The organism is Streptomyces sp. NPDC001153, assembly GCF_053598315.1.
Genome location: NZ_JBSFJZ010000007.1, coordinates 234,760 through 258,504, shown reverse-complemented (window position 1 = coordinate 258,504; position 23,745 = coordinate 234,760). Strand labels below are relative to the sequence as shown.

Sequence of the window (23,745 nt, the reverse complement as noted above, 5' to 3'; positions counted from 1 at the left end):
CTTGCGCTCCTGATCGCGCTGTTGATCGCGCTCCCGATTCCTATGCAACACCGTAGGAATAGGTGGGGGCGGGCGCAAGAGGGCCGCGGCACTCCGTCGGCGAGCCGACCGCGCGTACTCCGTCAGGGGGACCCCGTGGGGCGGACGGAACCAGACTTCAGGCGGATTCGGGGGACCGGAGGGTTGTTCTACTCTCCAGGCATGCCGAGGACGTCATGGATCCGCAGGACGCTCGCCGCGCTCGCGGCGGGCGTCCTGCTGCCGCTCGGCGCGGCGGCCTGCGCGTCCGGGCACACCCACGACGGCGCGGTCTCGCCCTCGCCGGTCGGCAAGGTCCTGGACGACACCGACTCCACCGGACGGCATCTGCGCGAGGTCGGCAGGAAGGGCGCACCGCAGGTCGGTGTCGAGGTGACCCCGGACTCCGGCGGCGGCTGGGACGTCCGGCTGACGTTCCACCGCTTCCGCTGCTCCGCACCCGGTGCCGGGCCGGCGGCGGTCGGCGGGCGCGGGCTCGTGTACCTCTTCGTCGACGGCCGCGGGATCACCCGGCTGCGCTCCCGCGAGTACCACCTGCCCGACGGTCTCGTCCCGCACGGCACCCACCATGTCACCGCCCGCCTGTACGCCGACGACGGCACGGTGTGGGCCGTACACGGAATGCCGGTGCAGAGCAGCGCCGACATAACGGTGTCGGACGCGCGGACGGCGTCGGGCGAGCGACCGGGCGGCGCGGCCGCCCCGGCCGCCGGGAAGTGAGTGCACCGGCCACTCTTCTCCGTACGGGAGGGCGAGGTTCACCGGATCCCGGCGGAGAGGCATCATGAAGCCCGTGCCCCACGCGACATCGCTCCGCCGCGCGCCCGTCCAGCGGCGCAGTGCCGAACGGCTGACCAGGATCCTCGACGCCTGCGCCGAACTCCTCGACGAGGTCGGCTACGACGACCTGAGCACCCGCGCGGTCGCCCTGCGCGCCGGTGTGCCCATCGGCTCCGTCTACCGCTTCTTCGGCAACAAGCGGCAGATGGCCGACGCCCTGGCCCAGCGCAACCTGGAGCGGTACACCGAGCGGGTCACCGAGCGGCTGAAGAAGACCGACAGGGGCGACTGGCGGGCCGCGATGGACGCCGTCCTGGACGAGTACCTGGCCATGAAGCGCACCGCACCCGGCTTCTCCCTGGTCGACTTCGGCAACCAGATACCGGTCGGCGCCCGCCACGCCGAGCCCAACACCCGCGTCGCCGACCGCCTCACCGACCTGCTCTCCGGCTATCTCGGCCGTACCCCCGACGACGACCTGCGCCGGGTCTTCCTGGTCGCCGTGGAGAGCGCCGACGCCCTGGTCCAGCTGGCCTTCCGGACCGACCCGGACGGTGACGAGGCGATCATCGCCGAGACCCGGGAGCTGCTGCGGGCGTATCTGGCCCGCGTCCTCGACTGACCTTCGGCGGTCATCGTTCACGTGAAGAGACCTCCCCTCCATGCATACCGGTCGGTATGCTCACCCCGAGCCACTCCGCGCTCGCCCGGCACCGCCGCCGACCTCCGGGAGGACCCGTGTCCCGCACCGCCCTGCGAATCTGCCCCCTGTGCGAGGCCACCTGCGGGCTGACCCTCACCATCGAGGGCACCCGTGTCACCGGCGCCCGCGGTGACCGCGAGGACGTCTTCAGCAAGGGCTTCATCTGCCCCAAGGGCGCCTCCTTCGGGGCCGTCGACTCCGACCCCGACCGGCTGCGCGGCCCGCTCGTGCGCCGGGACGGCGAATTGTGCGAGGCCACCTGGGAGGAGGCCTTCGACGCGGTCGCCGCAGGGCTCCGCCCCGTCGTGGAGACCCACGGCGCGGACTCCGTCGGCGTGGTCCTCGGCAACCCCAACGTGCACACCGTGGCCGGCGCCCTCTACCCGCCGGTCCTCCTCGCCGGACTGCGCACCCGCAGCCTGTTCACCGCCTCCACGGTCGACCAGATGCCCAAGCACGTCTCCAGCGGGCTGCTCTTCGGCGACGCGAACGCCATCCCCGTGCCGGACCTGGACCACACCGACCACCTGCTGCTCATCGGCGCCAACCCGCTGGAGTCCAACGGCAGTCTGTGCACCGCCCCCGACTTCCCGGGCAAGCTCAAGGCGCTCAAGGCCCGCGGCGGCCGGCTGACCGTGGTGGACCCGCGCCGCACCCGTACCGCGCGGCTCGCCGACCGGCACCTGGCGATCCGCCCCGGCACCGACGCCCTGCTGCTCGCGGCCATGGCGCACACCCTCTTCGCGGAGGACCTGGCCGGCCTCGCCGACCTCGCCCCGCACGTCCAGGGCCTCGACGAACTCCGGGAGGCCATACGGGACTTCACTCCCGAGGCCGTGGCCGAGGCCTGTGACATCGACGCGCCGACCATCCGTACCCTCGCCCGCGAACTCGCCGCCGCCCCCACCGCCGCCGTCTACGCCCGCATCGGCAGCTGCACCGTCCCGCACGGCACCCTGGCCAGCTGGCTGGTGGACGTCCTCAACATCCTCACCGGCAACCTGGACCGGCCCGGCGGCGCCCTCTTCCCGCAGGCCGCCACCGACAGGACGCCCCGCCCGGCCGGTCCGGGCCGCGGTTTCACGCTCGGCCGCTGGCACTCCCGGGTACGGCAACTGCCCGAGGCCAAGGGAGAGTTGCCGCTCTCCGCGCTCGCCGAGGAGATCGACACCGCGACCGACGAGGGCGAGCCGGTCCGTGCGCTGATCGTCGTGGCCGCCAACCCGGTGCTGTCCGCGCCCGACGGCGACCGCCTCGACAAGGCCCTGGACTCCCTCGACTTCATGGTCAGCGTCGACCCGTACCTGAACGAGACCTCCCGCCACGCCCACGTCGTGCTGCCCCCGCCCCCGCCCTCGCAGAGCCCGCACCACGACTTCGCCTTCAACACCCTCGCCGTGCGCAACCAGGTCCGCTACACCCGCCCCGCGGTCCCGCTGGAGCCCGGCCGCATGGCCGAGAGCGAGATCCTCGCCCGGCTGATCCTCGCGGTCACCGGCATGCACGGCGCCGACCCGGCCGCCGTGGACGCGATGGTCGTCGACCAGACCCTCGGCAAGGCCGTCCAGGAGAAGCACTCGCCGGTGTACGGCCGTGACCCGAAGGAACTCGCCGGGCAGCTCACCGGAGAGACCGGCCCCGAGCGGCGGCTGGACATGATGCTCCGCCTCGGCCCGTACGGCGACGGCTTCGGCGTACGGCCCGACGGGCTGACCCTGGCCGGGCTGCTCGCCCACCCGCACGGCATCGACCTCGGCCCGCTGCGCCCGCGTCTGCCGCAGCCGCTCAGGACCCGCAGCGGCAAGGTCGAGCTGCTGCCCGAGCCGATCGCCGCCGACCTGCCCCGGCTGCGCCAGGCCCTGCGCGAGCGGCCCGAAGGCCTCGTCCTCGTCGGCCGCCGCCACCTTCGCTCCAACAACAGCTGGATGCACAACGTGCCCGCCCTCACCGGCGGCTCCAACCGCTGCACCCTGCACATCCACCCCGAGGACGCGGCCCGGCTCGGCGTCCGGGACGGGGCGGACGTGCGCGTGCGGGGCGCCGGGGGAGAGGTGGTGGCACCGGCCGAGGTCACCGACGCCGTACGACCCGGGGTGGTGAGCCTGCCGCACGGCTGGGGCCACGACCGTCCCGGCACCCGCCTCGGCCACGCCGCCACCGCGCCCGGCGTCAACGTCAACCAGCTCCTCGACGGCAGCCTGCTCGACCCGCTCTCGGGCAACGCGGTGCTCAACGGCGTACCCGTCGAACTCGCCGCAAGCCTGTGACCCGCCCTCTCTGGACGTTCGCGTTGCGCCACACGAGCGAAATCTGACGGCACGCCGGGTGTCGATGCGTCAGTAGTGGTGGACATCGAGCACAGTCCCATCGAAAGAACGATTTGTATGAAAATCGTCTGACTCGGAGGAATGTGCATGCCCACCACAACCTCACCACGTGCCTTCCGCTCCCGTGCCGGCGCCACCGTCGTCCTCACCGCCCTCGCCGCGGCGGGTGCGTCGTGGGTGGCGCCGACCGCTGCGGCCCAAGGGGAGAACGGCGACATCAGGGTGCACAGCGTGGGCGTTCCCTACGGTGTGACGAAGGACGAGCCGACGGTCTGCAGGTTCTACCTGGACGCCGTCAACTTCGACATCCTGCCCAACATCCCCTACATCATCCAGGCCCAACCCCCCCTGCCCAGCGCCGCCACCGTCACCGGCGTCATCCAGCTCGCCGGCGGCGCCGGACACACCGATGCGATCGGCCTGACCGACGGCCAGTACAAGCTCACCTGGGTCGCGGCGGGTGCCGTCAAGGAGAAGCTCTTCCGCGTCAACTGCCATGACCGGCACGAGGAGGGGCACGACGAGGGGCACGGTCCGAACGGGCAGATCGAGGACCACCGCGACCACGACCACAGGGACCAGGACGGCCCGGGCTGGGGCAGGAGGGACGACTTCGATCCGCCGAGGGGCGGTGTGCACGCGGGCGGCGGCGGACTCATGGACACGGCCGCCGCGTACTCGCCCGTGGCCGCCGCGGGTGCCGTGGGTCTGATCGCGGTCGCCGGTGGCGTGTACGTCCGCCGGAACCGCCGCCGGCCTCATGGCGCCGCGTAGACGGAGAAGAAGGCCCTGGTACCGGACCCGCGCCTACCGCCTCTCCAGGACCGCCCTGCTGGTGGCCGTCCTGGTGACGGTGGGCGGCCGGTGCGGGGGCGGGCACGCCGGCCCCGGCCGGTCGGGCGACCCGGACGCGGTGGCGGCCGCCGGCGGACCGGGCGGCAGCGGGAAGGCGTCCTGCGAGCCCCCTGCCGGGCCCCCGCCCGGCCCGCTGCCCCGGTCCCGGCCGACGTCCTTGCGCATCCCCTCGCTGGGCATCGACGCACCGATCACGGCCATCGGGCTCGACAAGGAGCGACAGCTGGAGACCCCGCCCGTGGACAAGCCCAAGCTGATCGGCTGGTACGAGGGCGGCCCCACGCCGGGCGAGTCCGGCACCGCGATCGCCGTCGGCCACCGGGACACCAGGACCGGCCCCGCCGTCTTCGCCGCGCTCGCCCAGGTGAAACCCTGCCAGGTCATCGAGGTCGGCCGCGCCGACGGCCGTACCGCCGTCTACACCGTGGACGGGATGAAGGTCTTCGACAAGGCGGGCTTTCCGGACAAGCAGGTCTACGCGCCGACCGACCGACCGGAACTCCGCCTGCTGACCTGCGGCGGCTTCTACAGCCGGCGCACGGGCTACACCAGCAACGCGGTGGTCTTCGCGCACCTGACCGCGACCAGGTGACGGGACGGGCCGTGCGATGTCTTCCCCCCGCCCGCCACTTTCCGTTAACTTCCGTGACCGACAGGCCCCGTTCGACCCGCGGGGTCTTCGGACCACGGAGCAGCGGCGCTCCGGACAGCCCCCGAGGGCGGCACGCATGACACGCGCCATCGCACTGCACGACGTGAGCAAGGCCTACGCACGCGGCCCGCGCGTGGTCGACGGGCTCTCGCTGGACATCGCGCCCGGCGAGTTCCTGGTCCTGCTCGGCCCGTCCGGCTGCGGCAAGTCCACCGTGCTGCGGATGATCGCCGGCCTGGAGGACATCGACGCGGGCGAGCTGCTGCTCGACGGTGAGTACGCCAACCACTGGCAGCCCTCCGAGCGGGGCATGGCCATGGTCTTCCAGAACTTCGCCCTCTATCCGAACATGTCCGGCCGCGACAACATCGGCTTCCCGCTGCGCATCGAGGACCCCGGCGCCGACCCCGCCCCGCGCGTCTCGGCCACCGCCCGCATGCTGGGCATCGAGGACCTGCTCGACCGCTTCCCCAGCCAGCTCTCCGGCGGCGAGCGGCAGCGCGTCGCCATGGGCCGGGCCATCGCCCGCCACCCCTCCGCCTTCCTGATGGACGAGCCGCTGTCCAACCTCGACGCCAAGCTGCGCAACCACCTGCGCGCCGAAATATCCCAGCTCACCCGCGAGTTGGGGGTGACCACGGTGTACGTCACCCACGACCAGGCCGAGGCGATGTCCCTCGGCGACCGGGTCGCCGTGCTGCGCGGGGGAGTGCTCCAGCAGGTCGGCACCCCGCGCCAGGTCTACGCACTGCCCCGCAACGTCTTCATCGCCGCCTTCATCGGCACCCCGCGCATCAACCTGCTGCGCGGCCTGGTGCGCGCCCCGCTGGACGGCGCCATGACCATCAGCCTCGGCAAACAGGCCCTCCGGCTGCCCGAACCGCTCTGTCTGGACCACCAGTTGCTGCGCGTGCAGCAGGGCCGCGAGGTCATCGTGGGACTGCGCTCGGAGGCGGTGCGCATCGCCAGGCACAGCTCCGCCCGGCCGGGGGAGGTGGCCATCACCGGTCTGGTGGAGCACGTGGAGTTCCAGGGGCACGAGATCCTCGTCCACTTCAACACCGGCTCCCGCCCCGCCGTCGTACCCGAACTGGAGGCCCCGCGCCCCGCCGCCCGGCCGGCGCGACGGCGGCGCAGGGAAGGCGCGACCGTGCTGGACCGGCTGCGGGAACGGGCCGGTTCACGGCGCGCCGGGCCGGTGGTGGTGCTCGAACACCCCGGGGACACCGCGCCCGAACCCGCGCCGCCGGAGGGCCGGCTCCCCGGCGACCTGGTGGTGCGCACCACCCCGGACCTCCGGCTGCACCACGGCATGCAGGTCCCGCTCCTCGTCGACCTCGCCCATCTCTTCGTCTTCGACCAGCAGGGCGACCGCATCTGCCCGTCCCCCGACCGGCTGCCCGACCTGGACGAGTGAGCTGCCCCACCTGCACGAGTGAGCATCGGCCGCCCCGGCGATGATGTCCTGGTACGTCTGGCGCCAAAAAACTAACGTCGCTAGTTTGTGTGCCGGACGACCCAGACCCGCCGGGAGGCAGCAGCATGAAGGCACACGACGGCCTGTACATCGACGGCGCCTGGCGCCCCGCCGAGAACACGGAAGTCATCGAGGTCGTGAACCCGGCCGACGAGCAGGTCATCGCCAGGGTCCCGGCGGGCGGTGCCCTCGATGTCGACACCGCCGTGCGCGCGGCCCGCGCCGCCCTGCCCGCCTGGGCCGCCACGCCGCCGGCCGAGCGTGCCGCGCGCCTCACCGCCCTCCGCGACGTCCTCGTGGCCCGCAAGGACGAGATCGCCGAGACGGTCACCGCCGAGCTGGGCGCCCCGCCGCAGTTCTCGCAGGCCGTGCACGCGGCCGTGCCGATCGCCGTCGCCGGTTCCTACGCCGAACTGGCCGCGACCCACTCCTTCGAGGAGAAGGTCGGCAACTCCACCGTGCTGCACGAGCCCGTCGGGGTGGTCGGCGCGATCACCCCCTGGAACTACCCGCTGCACCAGATCGTCGCCAAGGTCGCCCCGGCGCTCGCCGCGGGCTGCACGATCGTCCTCAAGCCCGCCGAGGACACCCCGCTCACCGCCCAGCTGTTCGCCGAGGCCGTCCACGAGGCGGGCGTGCCGGCCGGTGTGTTCAACCTGGTCACCGGCCTCGGCCCGGTCGCAGGCCAGGCCCTCGCCGAGCACCCCGGCGTGGACCTGGTCTCCTTCACCGGCTCCACCGCGGTCGGCAGGCAGATCGGCGCGGTGGCCGGCGCGGCCGTCAAGAGGGTGGCCCTCGAACTCGGCGGCAAGTCCGCCAACGTCATCCTGCCGAGCGCCGACCTCGCCAAGGCGGTGAACGTCGGCGTGGCCAACGTGATGTCCAACTCCGGACAGACCTGCAGCGCCTGGACCCGCATGCTGGTCCACCGCGACCGGTACGACGAGGCCGTCGAGCTGGCCGCCGCGGCGGCCGCCAGGTACGGCGACCGGATCGGCCCGTTGGTCAGCGCCAAGCAGCAGGCGCGGGTGCGCGGCTACATCGAGAAGGGCGTCGCCGAGGGCGCCCGCCTGGTCGCCGGCGGCCCCGAATCCCCGCAGGAGAAGGGCTACTTCATCAGCCCCACGGTCTTCGCGGACGTGACCCCGGAGATGACCGTCGCCCAGGAGGAGATCTTCGGCCCGGTCCTGTCGATTCTGCCGTACGACGACGAGGAGGACGCCCTGCGCATCGCCAACGGCACGGTGTACGGCCTCGCCGGCGCCGTCTGGGCGGGCGACGAGGCCGAGGCGGTGGCCTTCGCCCGGCGCATGGACACCGGCCAGGTCGACATCAACGGCGGCCGGTTCAACCCCCTCGCCCCCTTCGGCGGCTACAAGCAGTCCGGAGTCGGCCGGGAACTCGGGGCGCACGGACTCACCGAGTACCTCCAGACCAAGTCCCTCCAGTTCTAAGGAAGTACGCGAGCCATGGCCGTACGAGCCGCCGTCCTGCCCGCCATCGGCGCACCCCTGGAGATCACCGGCATCGAGCTGCCCGACCCGGGTCCCGGACAGGTCCGGGTCCGCCTCGCCGCCGCCGGTGTCTGCCACTCCGACCTGTCCCTGTCCAACGGCACCATGCGCGTCCCGGTCCCGGCCGTCCTCGGCCACGAGGGCGCCGGCACGGTCGTGGCCGTGGGCGAGGGCGTCGCCCATGTCGCCGAGCGCGACCCCGTGGTCCTCAACTGGGCTCCGTCCTGCGGGAGTTGCCACGCCTGCACGCTGGGCGAGGTCTGGCTGTGCGCCAACGCCCTGAACGGCGCCGCCGACGTCCATGCCCGCACCGCCGACGGCACCGACCTGCACCCCGGCCTCAACGTGGCCGCGTTCGCCGAGGAGACGGTCGTCTCCGCGTCCTGCGTGCTGCCCCTCCCGGAGGGCGTGCCGCTGGTGGACGCCGCCCTCCTCGGCTGCGCCGTCCTCACCGGCTACGGCGCCGTCCACCACTCGGCGAAGGTCCGCCCGGGCGAGACGGTGGCCGTCTTCGGCGCGGGCGGGGTCGGCCTCGCCACCCTCCAGTCGGCGCGCATCGCGGGCGCGTCCAGGATCATCGCCGTGGACGTCTCCCCGGCGAAGGAGGAGCTGGCCCGCGCGGCCGGCGCCACCGACTTCGTCCTCGCCTCCGAGAACACCCCCCGTGAGATCCGCGCCCTCACCGGCAGGCAGGGCGTCGACGTCGCGGTCGAGTGCGTGGGCCGCGCGGTGTCGATCCGCGCCGCCTGGGACTCCACCCGCCGGGGCGGCCGTACGACGGTCGTCGGCATCGGCGGCAAGGACCAGGAGGTCACCTTCAACGCGCTGGAGATCTTCCACTGGGGCCGCACCCTGTCGGGCTGTGTCTACGGCAACACCGACCCCGCCCGCGACATCCCGGTGCTCGCCGAGCACGTGCGGGAGGGCCGCCTGGACCTCTCCGCGCTGGTGACGGAGCGCATCGCCCTGGAGGGCATCCCGGCCGCCTTCGAGAACATGCTCGCGGGCAAGGGCGGCCGGGCGCTGGTGGTGTTCTGAGGGTCAGGTGACCTTCTCGGGTCGCGGCTCCGCACCGGCCGCGACCCGGACCGTCCGGCCACCACGGGCCCGGGACCGCGACACCGCCACGCCCGCGAGACACAGCACACCGCCGCCCAGCGTGAGCGCGCCCGGCACCTCGCCGAGCACCAGCCACGACATCAGCACCACCAGTGCGGGCACGGCGTACGTCGTCACGCCCATCCGGCTGGCGGTCGTGCGGGCCAGGGCGTAGGCCCAGGTCGTGAAGGCGAGGGCGGTCGGGAAGACGCCGAGGTAGACCATGTTCAGGGTCGCCGACGCGGGTGCGTGCGCGACCTCGTGCACCAGCTGCCCGGCGAACGGCAGACAGGCCACCGCTCCGACCAGGCACCCGAACGTCGTCACCTGCAGGGCACTGGCGTGCCCCAGGGCCGGCTTCTGCGCGACGACGCCGGAGGCGTACGCCACGGCGGCGAGGAGGCACAGCACCACGCCGAGCAGCGAGTTGCCGCCGCCGCCCGACATCGACAGCCCCACGGTCACCGCGCCCGTGAACGACACGGCCATCCCGGCCAGCAGCCGCGGCGGCATCGGATCACCGAGCAGCCGGGCGCCGAGCAGGGCGATCAGCAGCGGGCCGACGTTCACGACGAGGGCGGCGGTACCAGCGTCCACCTGCTGCTCGCCCCAGTTCAGGACGGCCATGTAGAAGCCGAACCAGAGCAGCCCGGAGAGCAGGATGCCGCGCCAGGCGGCCCTGGGCGGCAGCCCCTCCCGGCGTACGGCCCATATGACACCCAGCGCAAGGGCCCCCGACGCCAGCCGCCCGAGGGCCAGCGCACCGGGGGAGTACTCCTGCCCCGCACTCCGGATCGCCACGAAGGCCGACGCCCAGAGGACGACGGTGACGACGGCGGCACCGGCGGGCAACAGGCGGTGGCGTGGGACGGCGTTCATCATGCTCCCGAGGTTAGGTGGAGGACATTGTCTTGGCTGGCGGAAAACGGACAGGGCGCCTGCAGCGCCCCGAACTCAGCACAGGGCGCTGGAAGGAATACCGAGCAAGGCGGACAACTCCCGCTCCCCCGACGGAGTCACCTTCACCGCTCGCTCCGACCCGATCCGCACACACCACCCCACCTCCAGCGCATGCCGGCACAACGCGGCCCCCGCCGCTCCCGCGAGATGGGGCCGCCGTTCGGTCCAGTCCAGGCACGCACGGGCCAGCGGACGCCGGCTCGAGACGTCCAGCGGAATCCCCGCCGTACGGAACCACTCCACGCCCGCGTCCGTGAGCGCGAACCCGGTGTCCTGCCGCAGCAACCCCCGAAGGGTCAGCGCGTCGGTGACCGCGATCCCGAGCCGCCCGGCGAGATGGTCGTAACAGGTACGCCCCCGAGCCATCGCGGAGCCGGCACTCGATTCGCGCAGCGTCCGCGGAGGGCGCCGTACCGCCGCCGGAGGCAGCCGCGCGGCGAGGTCCTCGACGAGCTCCGCCGCGCGCGCGTCGGCGAGCCGCACATACCGGTGGCGGCCCTGCCGTTCCTCCACGAGCAGGCCCCCGGCCACCAGCTTGCCCAGGTGCTCGCTGAGCGTCGACGCGGCGACCCCCGCGTGCCGGGCCAGCTCACCGGCCGTCCAGGCCCGCCCGTCGAGCAGGGCCAGCAGACAGGCGGCCCGGGTCTCGTCGGCGATCAGGGCGGCGAGCGCGGCGAGACCGGCGGCCTGCGGATCCTTGGCGGTCATACCGCCCAGCATGCGACACGGACACTTCGGCCCCCACCGAATTATCGCTGCACGCTCTGCTGTACCTGCTGCCGTACCTGCTCGTACTGCTGCGCCAGCCCGTCCAGCAGCGCCGTCAGGCCGGTCTCGAAGGCCCGCTCGTCGATCTTCTCCTGCTGCTCGGCGAGCAGATGGGCCTGGCCGAGGTGGGGATAGTCGGCCGGGTCGTACGCACTCGCGTCGTCCACGAAGCCCCCGGCGAACGAACCGAGCGCGGAGCCCATGATGAAGTACCGCATCAGCGCGCCGATGGAGGTCGCCTGGGCCGGTGGCCAGCCGGCGTCGACCATCGCGCCGTACACCGCGTCCGCGAGCCGCAGGGCGGCCGGGCGGCGGCCCGGGCCCCGGGCCAGCACCGGGACGATGTTCGGGTGGTCGCGCAGGGCGGCCCGGTAGGAGACGGCCCAGTCGTGCAGCGCGGTGCGCCAGTCCCGGCCGTCCTCGAACATCGACAGGTCCACCAGACCGCTCACCGAGTCGGCGACCGCCTCCAGGATCTCGTCCTTGGTGCGGAAGTGGTTGTAGAGCGAGGGCCCGCTCACCCCCAGTTCGGCGGCGAGCCGGCGGGTGGAGACGGCCGCCAGGCCCTCCCGGTCCACGAGTTCCCGGGCCGTCTCGACGATCCGGTCGGTGCTGAGGAGGGGCTTGCGCGGTCGGGCCATGGCGCACATAGTAGGGCTGCGGAAAGAAACTAGCAGTGCTAATTTAAATGTACGGCTTTCAAGATCCGTCGATGGACGTCTTCTGTGTGGGGTGATCGCGTGGTGAACCTGGAGCTGAGCGAGGAGCAGGCCGCCGTACGGCAGCTCGCCCGGGACTTCGTGGCGCGCGAGATCGCCCCGCACGTCGTCGCCTGGGACCGTGCCGAGGAGGTCGACCGGGGCATCGTGAAGAAGCTCGGCGAGGTCGGCTTCCTGGGGCTGACCATCGACGAGCGGTACGGCGGCTCCGGCGGCGACCACCTCGCCTATTGCCTGGTCACCGAGGAGCTGGGCCGGGGGGACTCCTCGGTCCGCGGGATCGTCTCGGTCTCCCTCGGGCTCGTCGCCAAGACGATCGCCGCCTGGGGTGACGAGGAGCAGAAGCGGCGCTGGCTGCCGGGGCTGACCGCGGGCGAGTACGTCGGTTGCTTCGGTCTCACCGAGCCCGGCACCGGCTCCGACGCGGGCAACCTCACCGCCCGTGCCGTACGTGACGGCGACGACTATGTCATCAACGGCACGAAGATGTTCATCACCAACGGCACCTGGGCCGATGTCGTGCTGCTCTTCGCCCGCTCCACCGACGCCCCCGGCCACAAGGGCGTCTCCGCCTTCCTCGTGCCCGCCGACACCCCCGGGCTGACCCGCCGCACCGTCCACGGCAAGCTCGGCCTGCGCGGCCAGGCCACCGCCGAACTCGTCCTTCAGGACGTGCGGGTGCCCGCGTCGGCGATGCTGGGGGAGGAGGGCAAGGGCTTCTCCGTCGCCATGTCCGCGCTCGCCAAGGGGCGGATGTCGGTGGCGGCGGGCTGTGTCGGGATAGCCCAGGCCGCGCTGGACGCCGCCGTGCGGTACGCCGGCGAGCGCGAGCAGTTCGGCAAGCCGATCGCCCGCCACCAGCTGGTGCAGGAGCTGATCAGCGACATCGCCGTGGACGTGGACGCCGCGAGGCTGCTCACCTGGCGCGTCGCCGATCTGATCGACCGCGGCCGGCCGTTCGCCGTCGAGTCCTCCAAGGCCAAGCTGTTCGCCTCCGAGGCCGCCGTCCGCGCCGCCAACAACGCCCTGCAGGTCTTCGGCGGTTACGGCTACATCGACGAGTACCCGGCCGGCAAACTCCTGCGCGACGCCCGCGTGATGACCCTCTACGAGGGCACCAGCCAGATCCAGAAGCTGCTCATCGGGCGTTCCCTGACCGGGGTTTCGGCGTTCTGAGCACGTCCCGGACCCAGGTCCCTGAGTACGTGTCTGAGTACTTCGGCGGATGTGGCGCGGGCCGCGTCCGCCGATGCTTCTGCCATGAGTGACACACCGGTCAAGCAGCAGAGCACGGCCGCGTTCTACGGGCAGGCCGTCGCCTCCTTCTCCATCGCCATGGCGGCCACGGCCGTCGGCATCTACCAGCTGGACACCAGCGCCTGGGTCCGGGCCTTCCTCGCCATCGCCGTCCTCTACCTGGTCACCTCCGCCTTCACGCTCGCCAAGGTGGTCCGGGACCGCCAGGAGGCCGGGCAGATCGTCAGCCGCGTCGACCAGGCGCGGCTGGAGAAGCTGCTGGCCGAACACGACCCCTTCGAGAAGCTCTGACCGGCTGCGCTAAGCGCTCGCTCACCGTCGGCGGTATGGTGGTGCTCCTGCCATCGAGAGGGGCGAGCGAGCGATGAGTACGGCGGAGGAGACGACCGGCGGCGAAGTGGAGCCGTGGGAAGAGGTCACCCCGGACGCGGCCCGGCGGCTGCTCGTCGCCGCCGTGGAGGCCTTCGCCGAGCGCGGCTACCACGCGACGACCACCCGCGACATCGCGGGCCGGGCCGGCATGAGCCCGGCCGCGCTCTACATCCACTACAAGACCAAGGAAGAGCTGCTCCACCGGATCAGCCGGATCGGCCACGACAAGGCCCTCGACATCCTGCGCACGGCCGCGCGCCGGGAGGGCACCGCGACCGAGCGGCTGGCCGACGCCGTCAGCTCCTTCGTCCGCTGGCACGCGGGGCGGCGCACCACCGCCCGGGTCGTGCAGTACGAACTCGACGCCCTCGGCCCCGAGGCCCGCGCCGAGATCGTCGCGCTGCGCCGCCAGGTCGACGCCGAGGTGCGCGGGATCATCGAGGACGGCGTGGCCTCGGGCGAGTTCGACGTGCTGGACGTGCACGGCACCACGCTCGCCGTGCTGTCCCTGTGCATCGACGTGGCCCGCTGGTTCACCGTGGACGGCCCGCGCACCCCCGAGGAGGTCGGCGCGCTCTACGCCGACCTCGTGCTCCGGATGGTCGGGGCGAAGTAGGGGCCCCTGGTCTCAGATGTAGTACCGGGCGACCGACTCCGCGACGCACACCGGCTTGTCGCCGCCCTCGCGCTCCACGGTGAAGGCCACGGTCACCTGGACACCGCCGGTGACATCCTCGACGCCGGTGATCCTGCCGGTGGCGCGCAGCCGGGAGCCGACGGGGACGGGGGAGGGGAAGCGGACCTTGTTGGTGCCGTAGTTCACGCCCATCGTCACGCCCTCGACCCGGATCAGCTGCGGGCCGAAGAGCGGGAGCAGGGAGAGCGTGAGATAGCCGTGGGCGATGGTGGTCCCGAAGGGGCCCGCCGCGGCCTTCTCCGGGTCCACGTGGATCCACTGGTGGTCGCCCGTGGCCTCGGCGAACAGGTCGATGCGCTTCTGGTCGACCTCCAGCCAGTCGCTGTACCCCAGCTGCTCGCCGACGGCCGCCTTCAGCTCGTCGGGGGAGGTGAAGGTCCTCGGTTCTGCCATGTTCCCGGCCTCTCGCTCGCATCTCGCTCACGTCTCTAAGCAACCGCTTAGCATGGTCGTGTGAGGGGCGCCTGTCAACGATCGGACCGGCACCGGGCGACTAGGCTCTGAGGGGTGCCCCAGCTTCCCGAGAAGATCCACGAGCTGACCGTCGGCCAGTTGTCCGCGCGCAGCGGCGCCGCGGTGTCCGCCCTGCACTTCTACGAGTCCAAGGGCCTGATCACCAGCCGCCGCACGTCCGGCAACCAGCGCCGGTACAGCCGCGACACCCTGCGCCGGGTCGCCTTCGTACGGGCCGCGCAGCGGGTCGGCATCCCGCTGGCCACGATCCGGGACGCCCTGGCCGAGCTCCCCGAGGAACGCACGCCGACCCGGGAGGACTGGGCACGGCTGTCGGAGAAGTGGCGCTCGGAGCTCGACGAACGCATCAGGCAGCTGAACCGTTTGCGCGACCACCTGACCGACTGCATCGGCTGCGGGTGCCTGTCCCTGGAGAACTGCGTGCTGTCCAACCCGGACGACGTGTTCGGCGAACGGCTGACGGGGTCGCGGCTGCTGGCGGAGGGGCGCTGAGTTCCGGGGAACCGCAGCGCCGCTGCCTCACTCGTACTCGGTGCCGCCCTTACGCGTCAGGTACGCCGGACTGACCGCCTTCGCGATCGCCCGGCCCCCGGTCACCGCGCTGTACCGCTCCACGGCGGGCCGTATCACCACACCCTCCCGCAGATGCAGCCCCCGCCCGGACACCGTCTCGCGCCCGCTCGCGAACTCCCGCACCCGCTCGATGCCGTACGGCCCCGCGTACAGCCGGGGCACCACCGCCAGCTCCCCCTCCAGCAGCTCCGCCGCGTCCAGCCAGCGCACGGCGCCGTCGATCTCCGCCGAGACGTCGAACGCCGCGTACCCCAAGGTGTCCCGCCGCCCGTCGGCGCCGTACGACAGGTCCTGCACCCCCGCGCCGTACACCTCCCCGAAGATGCCGACGCGGCGCGCCCCGAGCCGCTCGGCCAGCCGGGCGGCCACCTCGGCGACCCCATGCCCGCGCACCGCCCGCCAGTACAGGTTGCCCGGATCCTCCTTCAGGGCCAGCGACCTGGCGCCGAAGCCCTTGGAGGAGACGTACACCCGCCCCTCGTCGGCGACATACGTCAGCAGGCAGGCCGAGCCGTGGAGCTTCTCCGTCAGGACTACCGGCTCGCCCGGGGTGAAGATGTCCGGGTAGCGCTGGATGTTCTCGATGTCGACCCACGGCAGCAGGCCGGGAGCGGACTCCACCTCGCCGTTCATGGTCGGCGGGATCGGCGGCACCCACTTGGTGATGCCCAGCCGCTCCGCGAAGTCCGTCCCCTCGGCCGCCGCCCGCGCCAGGTCGACGTCCGCCAGTGCTTTCGGCCGGCACACGATGCCCTGCGACAGCTCGCCGCGCAGCCGCACCGCCTTGACCCGGTTGGCCTCGCCGCCCGCCAGCCGTCCGGTCAGCCCCAGCTCCTCGATCAGATCGGCCGGGAGCACGGACTGCTCGGGGACGTAGACGGCGGCCTCGCCGGTGCGGTACGCCCCCTTGGCGACGACGGCCCGGTACAGGCCGACCTGGGCCAGCTCGAGCGCGTCGGCGTTCGGATGCTCGTGGACGGTCAGCACTTCGGCGGTGACCCGCAGGGTGGACATGGGACTCCCCGTGTTCATCGATTCGGTTTCATCGGCTCCACTGTCCGGGCCGGAATCCGGTGGAGCGAACGGATTTGCGGCTGGTAGCGTCGGCCCCTTCGGCCGGCCCCGGCGCCGTGCACGGAGTATCGATTGGGGTCCAACTCCCCTGTGATCTCCCGCACTTGCCGACCGGCGGTCCTGGCCGGCCGAGCAGGCCTTGGCCGTCGGGGTGTTCGTGCTCGCCTGGTGAGAGGACGTGCTCGCGGCGCCCGAGCCGCCGTACCCGGCCGAGTACGTCTTCGACACGTGCGCCTCGATCCTGCACGCGGCTGCGCGCCCAGGGCGGGCCGGACCTGGCGATCCCAGCCCGGCTCGTCGGCCTGTCCTACGACGACCGCCGCCACGACCCGTACTGGACCAGCCCCTCCGCGACCAGCTGGGCATTGCCTGCCGCCCGTCGGCCGTCCGGCAGGAACAGGGTGTCCTCCAGACCGATCCGGGTGGCGAGGCCCAGCCGTCCGGCCAGCCGCAGCACCGGCCAGGTGCCACCCTCCTCGCCGTGCAGGAGCACCGGCCGGCCGTGGGCCGTGCCCAGCCCGGCCAGCAGGGTCCGCGCCGAGGCCTCGGCGGTCGCCGGGTCGGGGTCGGTCACCTCCGCCAGCACGCGGAGCACCCTCGGCCCGAGCGGCGAGGCCGCGAACCGGGCCGCGCCGTCGGTGCCGGACCAGATGCCCGCCTCGACGCCCACGCCCATGGCGATGAGCTGTCCGGCGACCGCTTCGGCGCCCGGCTCATGCCAGTTGACCGAGGCGAAGTCGGGCAGCACGGACCAGCCGCGCACCCGGGCGAGCCGGGCTTCGGGATCGGGCTCCGCCCAGGCGCCGGTCGTCACCCCGACCGGCACCGGCACCCGCGCCCGGATCGCTTCCAGGGCCGGAGCGAGGACGCGCGGGGAGAGACTGTCGTGTCCGCACGGCGTCTTCGGGTGGACGTGGACCGAGGTGGCCCCGGCCGCCACGGCCTCCGCCGCGCAACGGGCCATCTCCTCGGGGGACATCGGCAGCCCCGCACCCTCGGCAGCCGAACGGCTTCCGTTGAGACACACCTGCATCATGCTGTCGATGGTGCCTGCCACCGCTGACAACGGCCCCCCGGTCCCCGCACCGCAGGGGGGCGCGGCATCCCCCACGCACCCCCCGGACATGCCCCCCGTTGGTACAGCACTGCTCAGGCCGACATCAGCAGCCGCCCCCGCCTCGCGAACTCCAGTGCCTGCGGCGTCAGTACCGGACGCGGCACGAGGATGCCGCAGTCCGTGCAGACCGGGCCGGACGACGGCTCGTGGTCCAGGCCGTACCGCCAGACCAGGCGGTCGGCGCCGCACACCGGGCAGCCCGAGCCCGGCTCGCGCTCCAGGGCGGCGATCAGCCGGCGCAGCACCTCGGCCAGCGGCGCGCCGGGGTGGACCCGCGGATTGTCGCACCAGGCGACCCCGAACCCTCCCCAGGTCAGCCGGTGCCAGTCGTCCACACTGCCGGGCCGGCGCAGCCCGTCGTGCTTCTCCTTCCTGCGCCGCTCGGTGAAGTCGGTCTCATAGGCGAGCCAGACGGACCGGGCCTCCTCCAGCTCCTCCAGTGCGGCCACGAGCCGCGCCGGGTCGGGGGAGCGGTCCTCGGGGCCGAAGCCCGCCCGGGAGCACAGATGGTCCCAGGTCGCCCGATGCCCGTAAGGGGCGAACTTCTCAAGGCACTTGCGCAGTGAGTAGCGCCGCAGTGCCAGATCGCAGCCCGGATCGCGTACCTGTCTCGCCAGACTCCGGAAACCGGCCATCGCCCTGCACCTCCGTCACACCTGCACCTGTACTTCGGTCACTTCGGCGTCGTCGCACGGACGTCGCCGAATAGACGTATCGACAGGCGATTCGGCTCCATCTCTTCGCGTGCTGTCTTCTGCTTCCTGCTTGCGGACTCCGGAAAGTGACGCATGTTCATCTTTAAAGCTGGGGATACCGGCGGTAACGTTCGGCCACCTCTGTCGCTAGGAGCTGCCATGCCACGGCGAACCCCACGTATCACCCTTGACAGACTGAGAACGTCCCGCCGCTTCAACGGGTTCCTGAAGACGGCGTCCATATGCGTTCTCGTCGCCGGACTTCTCTCTCCCCTCACCCAGACCGCGTCCGCCGCCGCGGCCACGGCCGCGAACGACTACTGCGGCGGCCAGTGCTCGGACATCCTTCCGCCCGGCGAGAACGGCAACGCCACGCTCGCCCAGATCCTGCTCAACCAGGCCTTCGGCACCCAGCCCTCGCACGCCGAGGACCAGCTCGGCCCCTACGCGGGCCTGGCCGGCGGCTACAAGGGCCTCACGGACGGTACGATCAACAACTTCTTCAACGACGCCTCCTTCGGCGTCCCGTCCGACCAGGTCGCCTCCACCGAGCAACCGGGCGGACGCGGTGACGTGACGATCGTCCGGGACAAGAAGTCCGGTGTGCCGCACATCACCGGCACCACCCGCTACGGCACCGAGTACGGCGCCGGGTACGCGGCGGCCGAGGACCGGCTGTGGCTGATGGACGTCTTCCGGCACGTCGGCCGCGGCCGGCTGACCTCCTTCGCCGGCGGCGCGGCCGCCAACCAGGGCCTGGAGCAGCAGTTCTACCGTAACGCCCCCTACACCGAGGCCGACCTGCAGGCGCAGATCGACAACGCCGTGGCGAAGAACGGGGCCCGCGGCCAGCAGGCCCTCGCCGACGTCAAGGCCTATCTCGACGGCGTCAACGCCTACATCGACGCCTCCGACAGCGGCCGTTACTTCCCCGGCGAGTACGACCTGACCGGCCACAAGGACCCGATCACCAACTCCGGCACCATCGACCACTTCAAGGTCACCGACCTGGTGGCGCTGGCCTCCGTGATCGGCTCGCTGTTCGGCGCCGGCGGGGGCGGCGAGGTCAGCAACGCCCTGTCCCTGCTCGCCGCCCAGGCCAAGTACGGCGTCGAGGAGGGCACCAAGGTCTGGGAGTCCTTCCGCGAGCGCAACGACCCCGAGGCCGTGCTGACCGTCCACGACGGCGGGAGCTTCCCCTACGGCGGCAAGCCCGCCGACGCCAAGGGCGAGGCGCTGCCCGACGCCGGCTCGGTCACCCAGGAACCGCTGGTCTACGACCGTACGGGCAACGCGACCACGGTGGCCGCCAAGAGCACGTCCGCCACCGCCGCCAAGGCCACACTCGGCTCGGCCAGGCGCGGGATGTCCAACGCCCTCGTCGTGAGCGGCAAGTACACCGCGAGCGGCCACCCGATCGCCGTCTTCGGACCGCAGACCGGCTACTTCGCCCCGCAGCTGCTCATGCTCCAGGAGATCCAGGGGCCGGGCATCAGTGCCCGCGGCGCCTCCTTCGCGGGCCTGAGCATGTACGTCGAACTCGGCCGCGGCCAGGACTACTCCTGGAGCGCGACCACCTCCGGCCAGGACATCATCGACACCTACGCCGTCGAGCTGTGCCAGGACGACTACCACTACCTGTACCACGGCACCTGTACGGCGATGGACAAGGTCGAGCAGAAGAACTCCTGGTCGCCGACCATGGCCGACAGCACGCCGGCGGGGTCGTACACCATGCGGGTGTGGCGGACGAAGTACGGCCCGGTCCAGTACCGGGCGACCGTCGGCGGCAAGAAGGTCGCCTACACCACCCTGCGCTCCTCGTATCTGCACGAGGCCGACTCGATCATCGGCTTCCAGATGCTGAACGACCCCGGCTTCGTCAAGGGCCCGCAGGACTTCCAGAGCGCGGCCCAGCACATCAACTACACCTTCAACTGGTTCTACGCCGACTCCCGGCACACCGCGTACTACAACAGCGGTGACAACCCCGTCCGGGCGGCCGGCGTCGACGCCGAGTTCCCGGTCTGGGCGCAGCCCGCGTACGAGTGGCAGAACTGGGACCCGGCCACCAACACCGCCGACTACACCCCGGCCTCCGCGCACCCCAACTCCGTCGACCAGGACTACTACGTCTCCTGGAACAACAAGCAGGCCAGGGACTACACGACCGCGTCCTGGGGCGACGGTTCGGTGCACCGCGGCAATCTGCTGGACGACCGGGTGAAGAAGCTGGTCGCGGCCGGTGGGGTGACCCGGACCCAACTGGTGCAGGCCATGGCGGACGCGGCCCTCGCCGACCTGCGCGCCGAGGACGTGCTGCCGAAGCTGCTCAAGGTGATCGACTCCTCGGCGGTGACCGACCCCACGGCCGCCGCGGCGGTGAGCAAGCTGCAGGCGTGGGTGGACGCGGGCGCCAGGCGCACGGAGACGTCCGCGGGTTCGAAGACCTACGCCGACGCCGACGCGATCCGCATCCTGGACGCCTGGTGGCCGCTGCTGGTCAAGGCGGAGTTCGAACCGGGCCTCGGCAGCGACCTGTACACGGCCTTCACGAACAACCTGTCGGTCGACGAGGCCCCGTCCGCCGGTCACGGCCCGACCGGCTCGCACGCCGGAAGCTCCTTCCAGTACGGCTGGTGGAGCTATGTCGACAAGGACATCCGGGCGGTGCTCGGGGAGAACGTGCAGGGCGGGCTCGCCGAGAAGTACTGCGGCGGCGGCAGCCTCGGCGCCTGCCGGGACGCCCTGATCAGCACCCTCGACCAGGCGGCCGGGACGACCGCCGCCCAGGTCTACCCGGGCGACAGCCTGTGCTCGGCGGGCGACCAGTGGTGCGCCGACTCGATCGTCCAGCGCACCCTGGGCGGCATCAAGCACGGCAACATCAGCTGGCAGAACCGGCCGACGTTCCAGCAGGTGGTGGAGTACACCTCGCACCGGTGAACCGATCGGGGTGAGGTGGGCGGCGGGTCAGGTGATGCGGCCCGCCGCCAGCACCAGCCGTGCCAGTTCGGGGTGCACGATGTCGCTGTGCGCCCCGGCCGGCGGGCCGCCGTGGCAGACGACCGCGGCCGCGTCGACGTTCACGCACCCCGACGCGGGCAGCGGTCCGGCGAGGGCCGCCGCGAGGTCCAGCCGGGCGGTGCCCGGCACCGCCTGCACCCCGTCGTGGCCCAGGGCGCCCCACTCCGGCCCCAGCACGGCCGCGATCTCGCTGCCCGCGCACGAGCGGTCGTCCCCGGCGAGCCGGGAGGCCAGCGGATAGAACGTGCCGAGTGCCGCGTCGAAGTGCGAGTAGCAGCACACCAGCGGGCCGTCGATCCGCCGCTGCCGGTCCTTGAGCGCCCCCGCCTTGCCCGGGTCCTGCGGCAGCCGGTCCGCGAACGCGTAGTGCGAGAAAGCGCCTTGAAGGAGCGTCACCGACTTCACCGTGCCCACCCCGTCCGGCAGCCCGCGCAGCGCGAACGACACCAGCCGCCCGCCGAAGCTGTGCCCGACCAGGTGCACCCGCATCCCGGGCGCCGCCTGCGCCAACTGCCCGATCACCGGCCCGAGTCCGTGCTCGCCGACCGTCCCGCCCCGCCGCTTCATCGTGTAGTACGTCGCCTGTCGCAGCAGCTCCTTGGCGCCCTCCCAGGGGTTCGGGATGCTGAAGTCGGCCGGTGCGCCGGGCGACCGGACGGCGGCCAGCGCCTCGGCGAACGCGGCGCAGGCGGTCGCCGGGTCCTCGGTGAACACCACCGGCTCGCCCTCCTGTCCGGTGTCGGCGACCCCGGACCGCTCCCCGTCCACCAGCAGCCGCACCAGCCGCCCGAACTCGGCCAACCGGCCGTCGCCGTCCGGTCGTTCGTCCAGCATCCGGGCCAGCTGGTCGATCACCGGGGCCCGCCCCGGGAAGACCGCCGACAGGGCACTCCGGGTGTCCTTGTCCAGCGCCGGACCCGGTGCCGTCTGCGCAGCCACGGCCGCCACCGACTTCGGGAAGTCCGGGATCGGCTCGTCGCTGAACCGCATCGACGGCCAGATCACGCCCACGTACCCGAGCCGGGCCCGTGGCGCGAGCGCGGGGACCGGTGCGAAGAAGCGCCGGTACAGCGCGGTCGCGCCCGAGCGGTCGTTGTTCCAGCCGTGCGCGAAGACGATCAGGTCACGGACACCCTGTGCCGTGACCTGCGCCACCAGCTGGTCGCGTTCGGGGCCGTCCACGTCCCCGTCCGCGTCGAAGGTCAGCTCCCAGTAGGGAGTCACGCTCATCCCGGGATCCGCCATGCCAGGCTCCCTCGTCCCGCCGGAAACGGTGCGTCACGATGTGGTGCGCACGCATCGTCCTGCGCGGGCGCGGCGTTGGCCATACACCGTGCCTCACCTGTACAGGAGATATTCCTTTCGCACCCGCCGGAACGCGGCCAGCTCCTCCTGCCAGGCACCGGTCACCTCGTCGGTGGCCGCCCCCGCGTCGATCATCGTGCGTACCCGGGTGGAGCCGGTGAGCTTGTCGATCCAGTTGTCCGGCCGCCACGCGAAGCCGGCCCAGACCTTCCGCACGGTCACCAGCAGCGCGATTCCGGTGCGCACGGGGTCGTAGGCGGCCCGGTCCTGCACATGGACCTGCACCCCGCCGACCGTCCTGCCCTGGAACTTGGAGAAGGTGGGCGCGAAGTACGCCTCCCTGAACCGCACGCCGGGCAGGGCGAGTTCGTTCGCCGCGGCGGCCCAGCGGCCGTCGACGCCCTCGGCGCCGAGCAGCTCGAACGGCCTGGTCGTGCCCCGGCCCTCCGACACGTTGGTGCCCTCGAACATGCAGGTGCCGGAGTAGACGACAGCGGTGTCCGGGGTCGGCATGTTCGGGCTCGGCGGCACCCAGGGCAGCCCCGAGGCGTCGTAGAACTGCGTGCGCCTCCAGCCCGTCATCAGTACGGTGTCCAGCGCGACCGGACTGCTCAGGAACTCCCCGTTGAACAGCCGCGCGAGCTCCGCGACGGTCATCCCGTGCGCCTGCGCGACCGGCTGCCGGCCGACGAACGTGGCGAACTCCTTGTGCAGGACCGGCCCCAGCGCCTCCCGGCCGGTCACCGGGTTGGGCCGGTCGAGGACGACGAACCGCTTGCCCGCGAGCTGCGCGGCCTCCATGCAGTCGTAGAGCGTCCAGATGTAGGTGTAGAAGCGGGCGCCGACGTCCTGGATGTCGAAGACGACCGTGTCGACGCCGGCGGCGGTGAAGATGTCGGCGAGTTGCCGCCCGCTCTTCAGATAGGTGTCGTAGACGGGCAGGCCCGTCGCCGGATCGTCGTACCTGCCCTCGGAGCCGCCCGCCTGAGCCGTGCCCCGGAAGCCGTGCTCGGGACCGAAGACCGCCGTCAGCCGCACGCGGGGGTCCTGGTGCATGACGTCGACGATGTGGGCGGTGTCCCTGGCGATGCCGGTGGGGTTGGTGACGATGCCGACGCGCCGGCCCTTCAGCAGGGAGTAGCCGTCGGCTGCGAGTCTTTCGAACCCGGTGCGCAGCTCCGTACGGTGTGCGGGCGTGGGGGCAAGGGCGGCCATGGGTGCGGATGCGAGCAGGGTGCGTCGGGACAGATGCATGGCTAGAG

22 protein-coding genes are annotated in these 23,745 nt (G+C 72.3%); 13 read left to right on the top strand and 9 right to left on the bottom strand.

What is annotated here, in order from left to right:
* Positions 1-201: 201 nt before the first annotated feature.
* From ACWDEN_RS10985 to ACWDEN_RS10950, 8 genes are all read left to right on the top strand, one after another.
* Positions 202-759: a hypothetical protein gene (locus tag ACWDEN_RS10985; RefSeq protein ID WP_450858424.1), complete on the top strand. Its 558-nt coding sequence runs from the start codon at positions 202-204 to the stop codon at positions 757-759.
* Between the two features lie 64 nt (positions 760-823).
* A complete protein-coding gene (locus tag ACWDEN_RS10980; RefSeq protein ID WP_351603354.1) occupies positions 824-1,441 on the top strand; it encodes a TetR/AcrR family transcriptional regulator in 618 nt (205 codons plus the stop codon).
* 116 nt (positions 1,442-1,557) lie between these two features.
* Complete coding sequence (locus ACWDEN_RS10975) at positions 1,558-3,789, top strand: molybdopterin oxidoreductase family protein (protein ID WP_450858422.1); 2,232 nt, start codon at positions 1,558-1,560, stop codon at positions 3,787-3,789.
* 147 nt (positions 3,790-3,936) lie between these two features.
* The gene (locus ACWDEN_RS10970; RefSeq protein ID WP_351603358.1) at positions 3,937-4,623 is read left to right on the top strand and encodes a hypothetical protein; all 687 of its coding nucleotides are present in this window, start codon (positions 3,937-3,939) and stop codon (positions 4,621-4,623) included.
* Positions 4,610-5,296: a class F sortase gene (locus ACWDEN_RS10965; RefSeq protein ID WP_351603360.1), complete on the top strand. Its 687-nt coding sequence runs from the start codon at positions 4,610-4,612 to the stop codon at positions 5,294-5,296. The genes ACWDEN_RS10970 and ACWDEN_RS10965 overlap by 14 nt, the downstream gene beginning before the upstream one ends.
* 136 nt (positions 5,297-5,432) lie before the next feature.
* Positions 5,433-6,773, top strand: a complete 1,341-nt coding sequence (locus ACWDEN_RS10960; protein ID WP_450858419.1) for an ABC transporter ATP-binding protein — start codon at positions 5,433-5,435, stop codon at positions 6,771-6,773.
* Between the two features lie 125 nt (positions 6,774-6,898).
* Complete coding sequence (locus tag ACWDEN_RS10955) at positions 6,899-8,287, top strand: aldehyde dehydrogenase family protein (RefSeq protein ID WP_450858417.1); 1,389 nt, start codon at positions 6,899-6,901, stop codon at positions 8,285-8,287.
* 15 nt (positions 8,288-8,302) lie between these two features.
* Complete coding sequence (locus ACWDEN_RS10950) at positions 8,303-9,385, top strand: Zn-dependent alcohol dehydrogenase (RefSeq protein ID WP_450858415.1); 1,083 nt, start codon at positions 8,303-8,305, stop codon at positions 9,383-9,385.
* Positions 9,386-9,388: 3 nt separating this feature from the next.
* Here ACWDEN_RS10950 and ACWDEN_RS10945 read toward each other — a convergent pair whose 3' ends face one another.
* From ACWDEN_RS10945 to ACWDEN_RS10935, 3 genes are all read right to left on the bottom strand, one after another.
* Complete coding sequence (locus ACWDEN_RS10945; RefSeq protein ID WP_351603368.1) at positions 9,389-10,327, bottom strand: DMT family transporter; 939 nt, start codon at positions 10,325-10,327, stop codon at positions 9,389-9,391.
* Positions 10,328-10,399: 72 nt separating this feature from the next.
* A complete protein-coding gene (locus ACWDEN_RS10940; protein ID WP_450858413.1) occupies positions 10,400-11,113 on the bottom strand; it encodes an ArsR/SmtB family transcription factor in 714 nt (237 codons plus the stop codon).
* A gap of 41 nt (positions 11,114-11,154) precedes the next feature.
* On the bottom strand, positions 11,155-11,814 hold the full coding sequence (locus ACWDEN_RS10935; protein ID WP_228618549.1) for a TetR/AcrR family transcriptional regulator: 660 nt from the start codon (positions 11,812-11,814) through the stop codon (positions 11,155-11,157).
* A 102-nt stretch (positions 11,815-11,916) separates the two neighbouring features.
* Between ACWDEN_RS10935 and ACWDEN_RS10930 the strand changes: the two genes are divergently transcribed.
* From ACWDEN_RS10930 to ACWDEN_RS10920, 3 genes are all read left to right on the top strand, one after another.
* On the top strand, positions 11,917-13,068 hold the full coding sequence (locus ACWDEN_RS10930; RefSeq protein ID WP_351603564.1) for an acyl-CoA dehydrogenase family protein: 1,152 nt from the start codon (positions 11,917-11,919) through the stop codon (positions 13,066-13,068).
* A gap of 84 nt (positions 13,069-13,152) precedes the next feature.
* Entirely contained in the window at positions 13,153-13,440 is a 288-nt protein-coding gene (locus tag ACWDEN_RS10925) for a YiaA/YiaB family inner membrane protein (protein WP_351603373.1), read from the top strand.
* A 73-nt stretch (positions 13,441-13,513) separates the two neighbouring features.
* On the top strand, positions 13,514-14,137 hold the full coding sequence (locus ACWDEN_RS10920; protein ID WP_351603375.1) for a TetR/AcrR family transcriptional regulator: 624 nt from the start codon (positions 13,514-13,516) through the stop codon (positions 14,135-14,137).
* 12 nt (positions 14,138-14,149) lie between these two features.
* Here ACWDEN_RS10920 and ACWDEN_RS10915 read toward each other — a convergent pair whose 3' ends face one another.
* A complete protein-coding gene (locus tag ACWDEN_RS10915) occupies positions 14,150-14,611 on the bottom strand; it encodes a MaoC family dehydratase (RefSeq protein ID WP_351603376.1) in 462 nt (153 codons plus the stop codon).
* Positions 14,612-14,725: 114 nt separating this feature from the next.
* Between ACWDEN_RS10915 and soxR the strand changes: the two genes are divergently transcribed.
* Entirely contained in the window at positions 14,726-15,184 is a 459-nt protein-coding gene (soxR, locus tag ACWDEN_RS10910; RefSeq protein ID WP_351603378.1) for a redox-sensitive transcriptional activator SoxR, read from the top strand.
* Positions 15,185-15,211: 27 nt separating this feature from the next.
* Here soxR and ACWDEN_RS10905 read toward each other — a convergent pair whose 3' ends face one another.
* The 3 genes from ACWDEN_RS10905 to ACWDEN_RS10895 all read right to left on the bottom strand — a co-directional run bounded on the left by ACWDEN_RS10905 (position 15,212) and on the right by ACWDEN_RS10895 (position 18,091).
* Complete coding sequence (locus ACWDEN_RS10905) at positions 15,212-16,279, bottom strand: RNA ligase (ATP) (RefSeq protein ID WP_351603379.1); 1,068 nt, start codon at positions 16,277-16,279, stop codon at positions 15,212-15,214.
* A gap of 367 nt (positions 16,280-16,646) precedes the next feature.
* Entirely contained in the window at positions 16,647-17,375 is a 729-nt protein-coding gene (locus ACWDEN_RS10900; protein WP_351603380.1) for a 3-keto-5-aminohexanoate cleavage protein, read from the bottom strand.
* A 113-nt stretch (positions 17,376-17,488) separates the two neighbouring features.
* Complete coding sequence (locus tag ACWDEN_RS10895; protein ID WP_351603381.1) at positions 17,489-18,091, bottom strand: hypothetical protein; 603 nt, start codon at positions 18,089-18,091, stop codon at positions 17,489-17,491.
* A gap of 219 nt (positions 18,092-18,310) precedes the next feature.
* Between ACWDEN_RS10895 and ACWDEN_RS10890 the strand changes: the two genes are divergently transcribed.
* Positions 18,311-21,097, top strand: a complete 2,787-nt coding sequence (locus tag ACWDEN_RS10890) for a penicillin acylase family protein (protein WP_450858408.1) — start codon at positions 18,311-18,313, stop codon at positions 21,095-21,097.
* Between the two features lie 27 nt (positions 21,098-21,124).
* Here the strand turns inward: ACWDEN_RS10890 and ACWDEN_RS10885 are convergent, their stop codons facing one another.
* Complete coding sequence (locus ACWDEN_RS10885; protein WP_450858406.1) at positions 21,125-22,423, bottom strand: serine-threonine protein kinase; 1,299 nt, start codon at positions 22,421-22,423, stop codon at positions 21,125-21,127.
* Positions 22,424-22,516: 93 nt separating this feature from the next.
* Positions 22,517-23,737 (bottom strand): exo-beta-N-acetylmuramidase NamZ family protein, encoded by a 1,221-nt coding sequence (locus ACWDEN_RS10880; RefSeq protein ID WP_450858404.1) that lies wholly within the window; start codon positions 23,735-23,737, stop codon positions 22,517-22,519.
* Between the last annotated feature and the right edge of the window lie 8 nt (positions 23,738-23,745).

Bases quoted from the DNA above. Each gene is read 5' to 3' on its own strand.
- ACWDEN_RS10965 (WP_351603360.1), top strand. From the start codon at position 4,610: ATGGCGCCGCGTAGACGGAGAAGAAGGCCCTGGTACCGGACCCGCGCC.
- ACWDEN_RS10935 (WP_228618549.1), bottom strand. From the start codon at position 11,814: ATGGCCCGACCGCGCAAGCCCCTCCTCAGCACCGACCGGATCGTCGAG.
- ACWDEN_RS10880 (WP_450858404.1), bottom strand. From the start codon at position 23,737: ATGCATCTGTCCCGACGCACCCTGCTCGCATCCGCACCCATGGCCGCC.
- ACWDEN_RS10895 (WP_351603381.1), bottom strand. From the start codon at position 18,091: ATGGCCGGTTTCCGGAGTCTGGCGAGACAGGTACGCGATCCGGGCTGC.
- ACWDEN_RS10955 (WP_450858417.1), top strand. From the start codon at position 6,899: ATGAAGGCACACGACGGCCTGTACATCGACGGCGCCTGGCGCCCCGCC.
- ACWDEN_RS10950 (WP_450858415.1), top strand. From the start codon at position 8,303: ATGGCCGTACGAGCCGCCGTCCTGCCCGCCATCGGCGCACCCCTGGAG.
- ACWDEN_RS10920 (WP_351603375.1), top strand. From the start codon at position 13,514: ATGAGTACGGCGGAGGAGACGACCGGCGGCGAAGTGGAGCCGTGGGAA.
- ACWDEN_RS10970 (WP_351603358.1), top strand. From the start codon at position 3,937: ATGCCCACCACAACCTCACCACGTGCCTTCCGCTCCCGTGCCGGCGCC.
- ACWDEN_RS10960 (WP_450858419.1), top strand. From the start codon at position 5,433: ATGACACGCGCCATCGCACTGCACGACGTGAGCAAGGCCTACGCACGC.
- ACWDEN_RS10890 (WP_450858408.1), top strand. From the start codon at position 18,311: ATGCCACGGCGAACCCCACGTATCACCCTTGACAGACTGAGAACGTCC.
- ACWDEN_RS10885 (WP_450858406.1), bottom strand. From the start codon at position 22,423: ATGGCGGATCCCGGGATGAGCGTGACTCCCTACTGGGAGCTGACCTTC.
- ACWDEN_RS10925 (WP_351603373.1), top strand. From the start codon at position 13,153: ATGAGTGACACACCGGTCAAGCAGCAGAGCACGGCCGCGTTCTACGGG.
- ACWDEN_RS10980 (WP_351603354.1), top strand. From the start codon at position 824: ATGAAGCCCGTGCCCCACGCGACATCGCTCCGCCGCGCGCCCGTCCAG.
- ACWDEN_RS10900 (WP_351603380.1), bottom strand. From the start codon at position 17,375: ATGATGCAGGTGTGTCTCAACGGAAGCCGTTCGGCTGCCGAGGGTGCG.
- ACWDEN_RS10940 (WP_450858413.1), bottom strand. From the start codon at position 11,113: ATGACCGCCAAGGATCCGCAGGCCGCCGGTCTCGCCGCGCTCGCCGCC.
- ACWDEN_RS10985 (WP_450858424.1), top strand. From the start codon at position 202: ATGCCGAGGACGTCATGGATCCGCAGGACGCTCGCCGCGCTCGCGGCG.
- ACWDEN_RS10945 (WP_351603368.1), bottom strand. From the start codon at position 10,327: ATGATGAACGCCGTCCCACGCCACCGCCTGTTGCCCGCCGGTGCCGCC.
- ACWDEN_RS10905 (WP_351603379.1), bottom strand. From the start codon at position 16,279: ATGTCCACCCTGCGGGTCACCGCCGAAGTGCTGACCGTCCACGAGCAT.
- ACWDEN_RS10915 (WP_351603376.1), bottom strand. From the start codon at position 14,611: ATGGCAGAACCGAGGACCTTCACCTCCCCCGACGAGCTGAAGGCGGCC.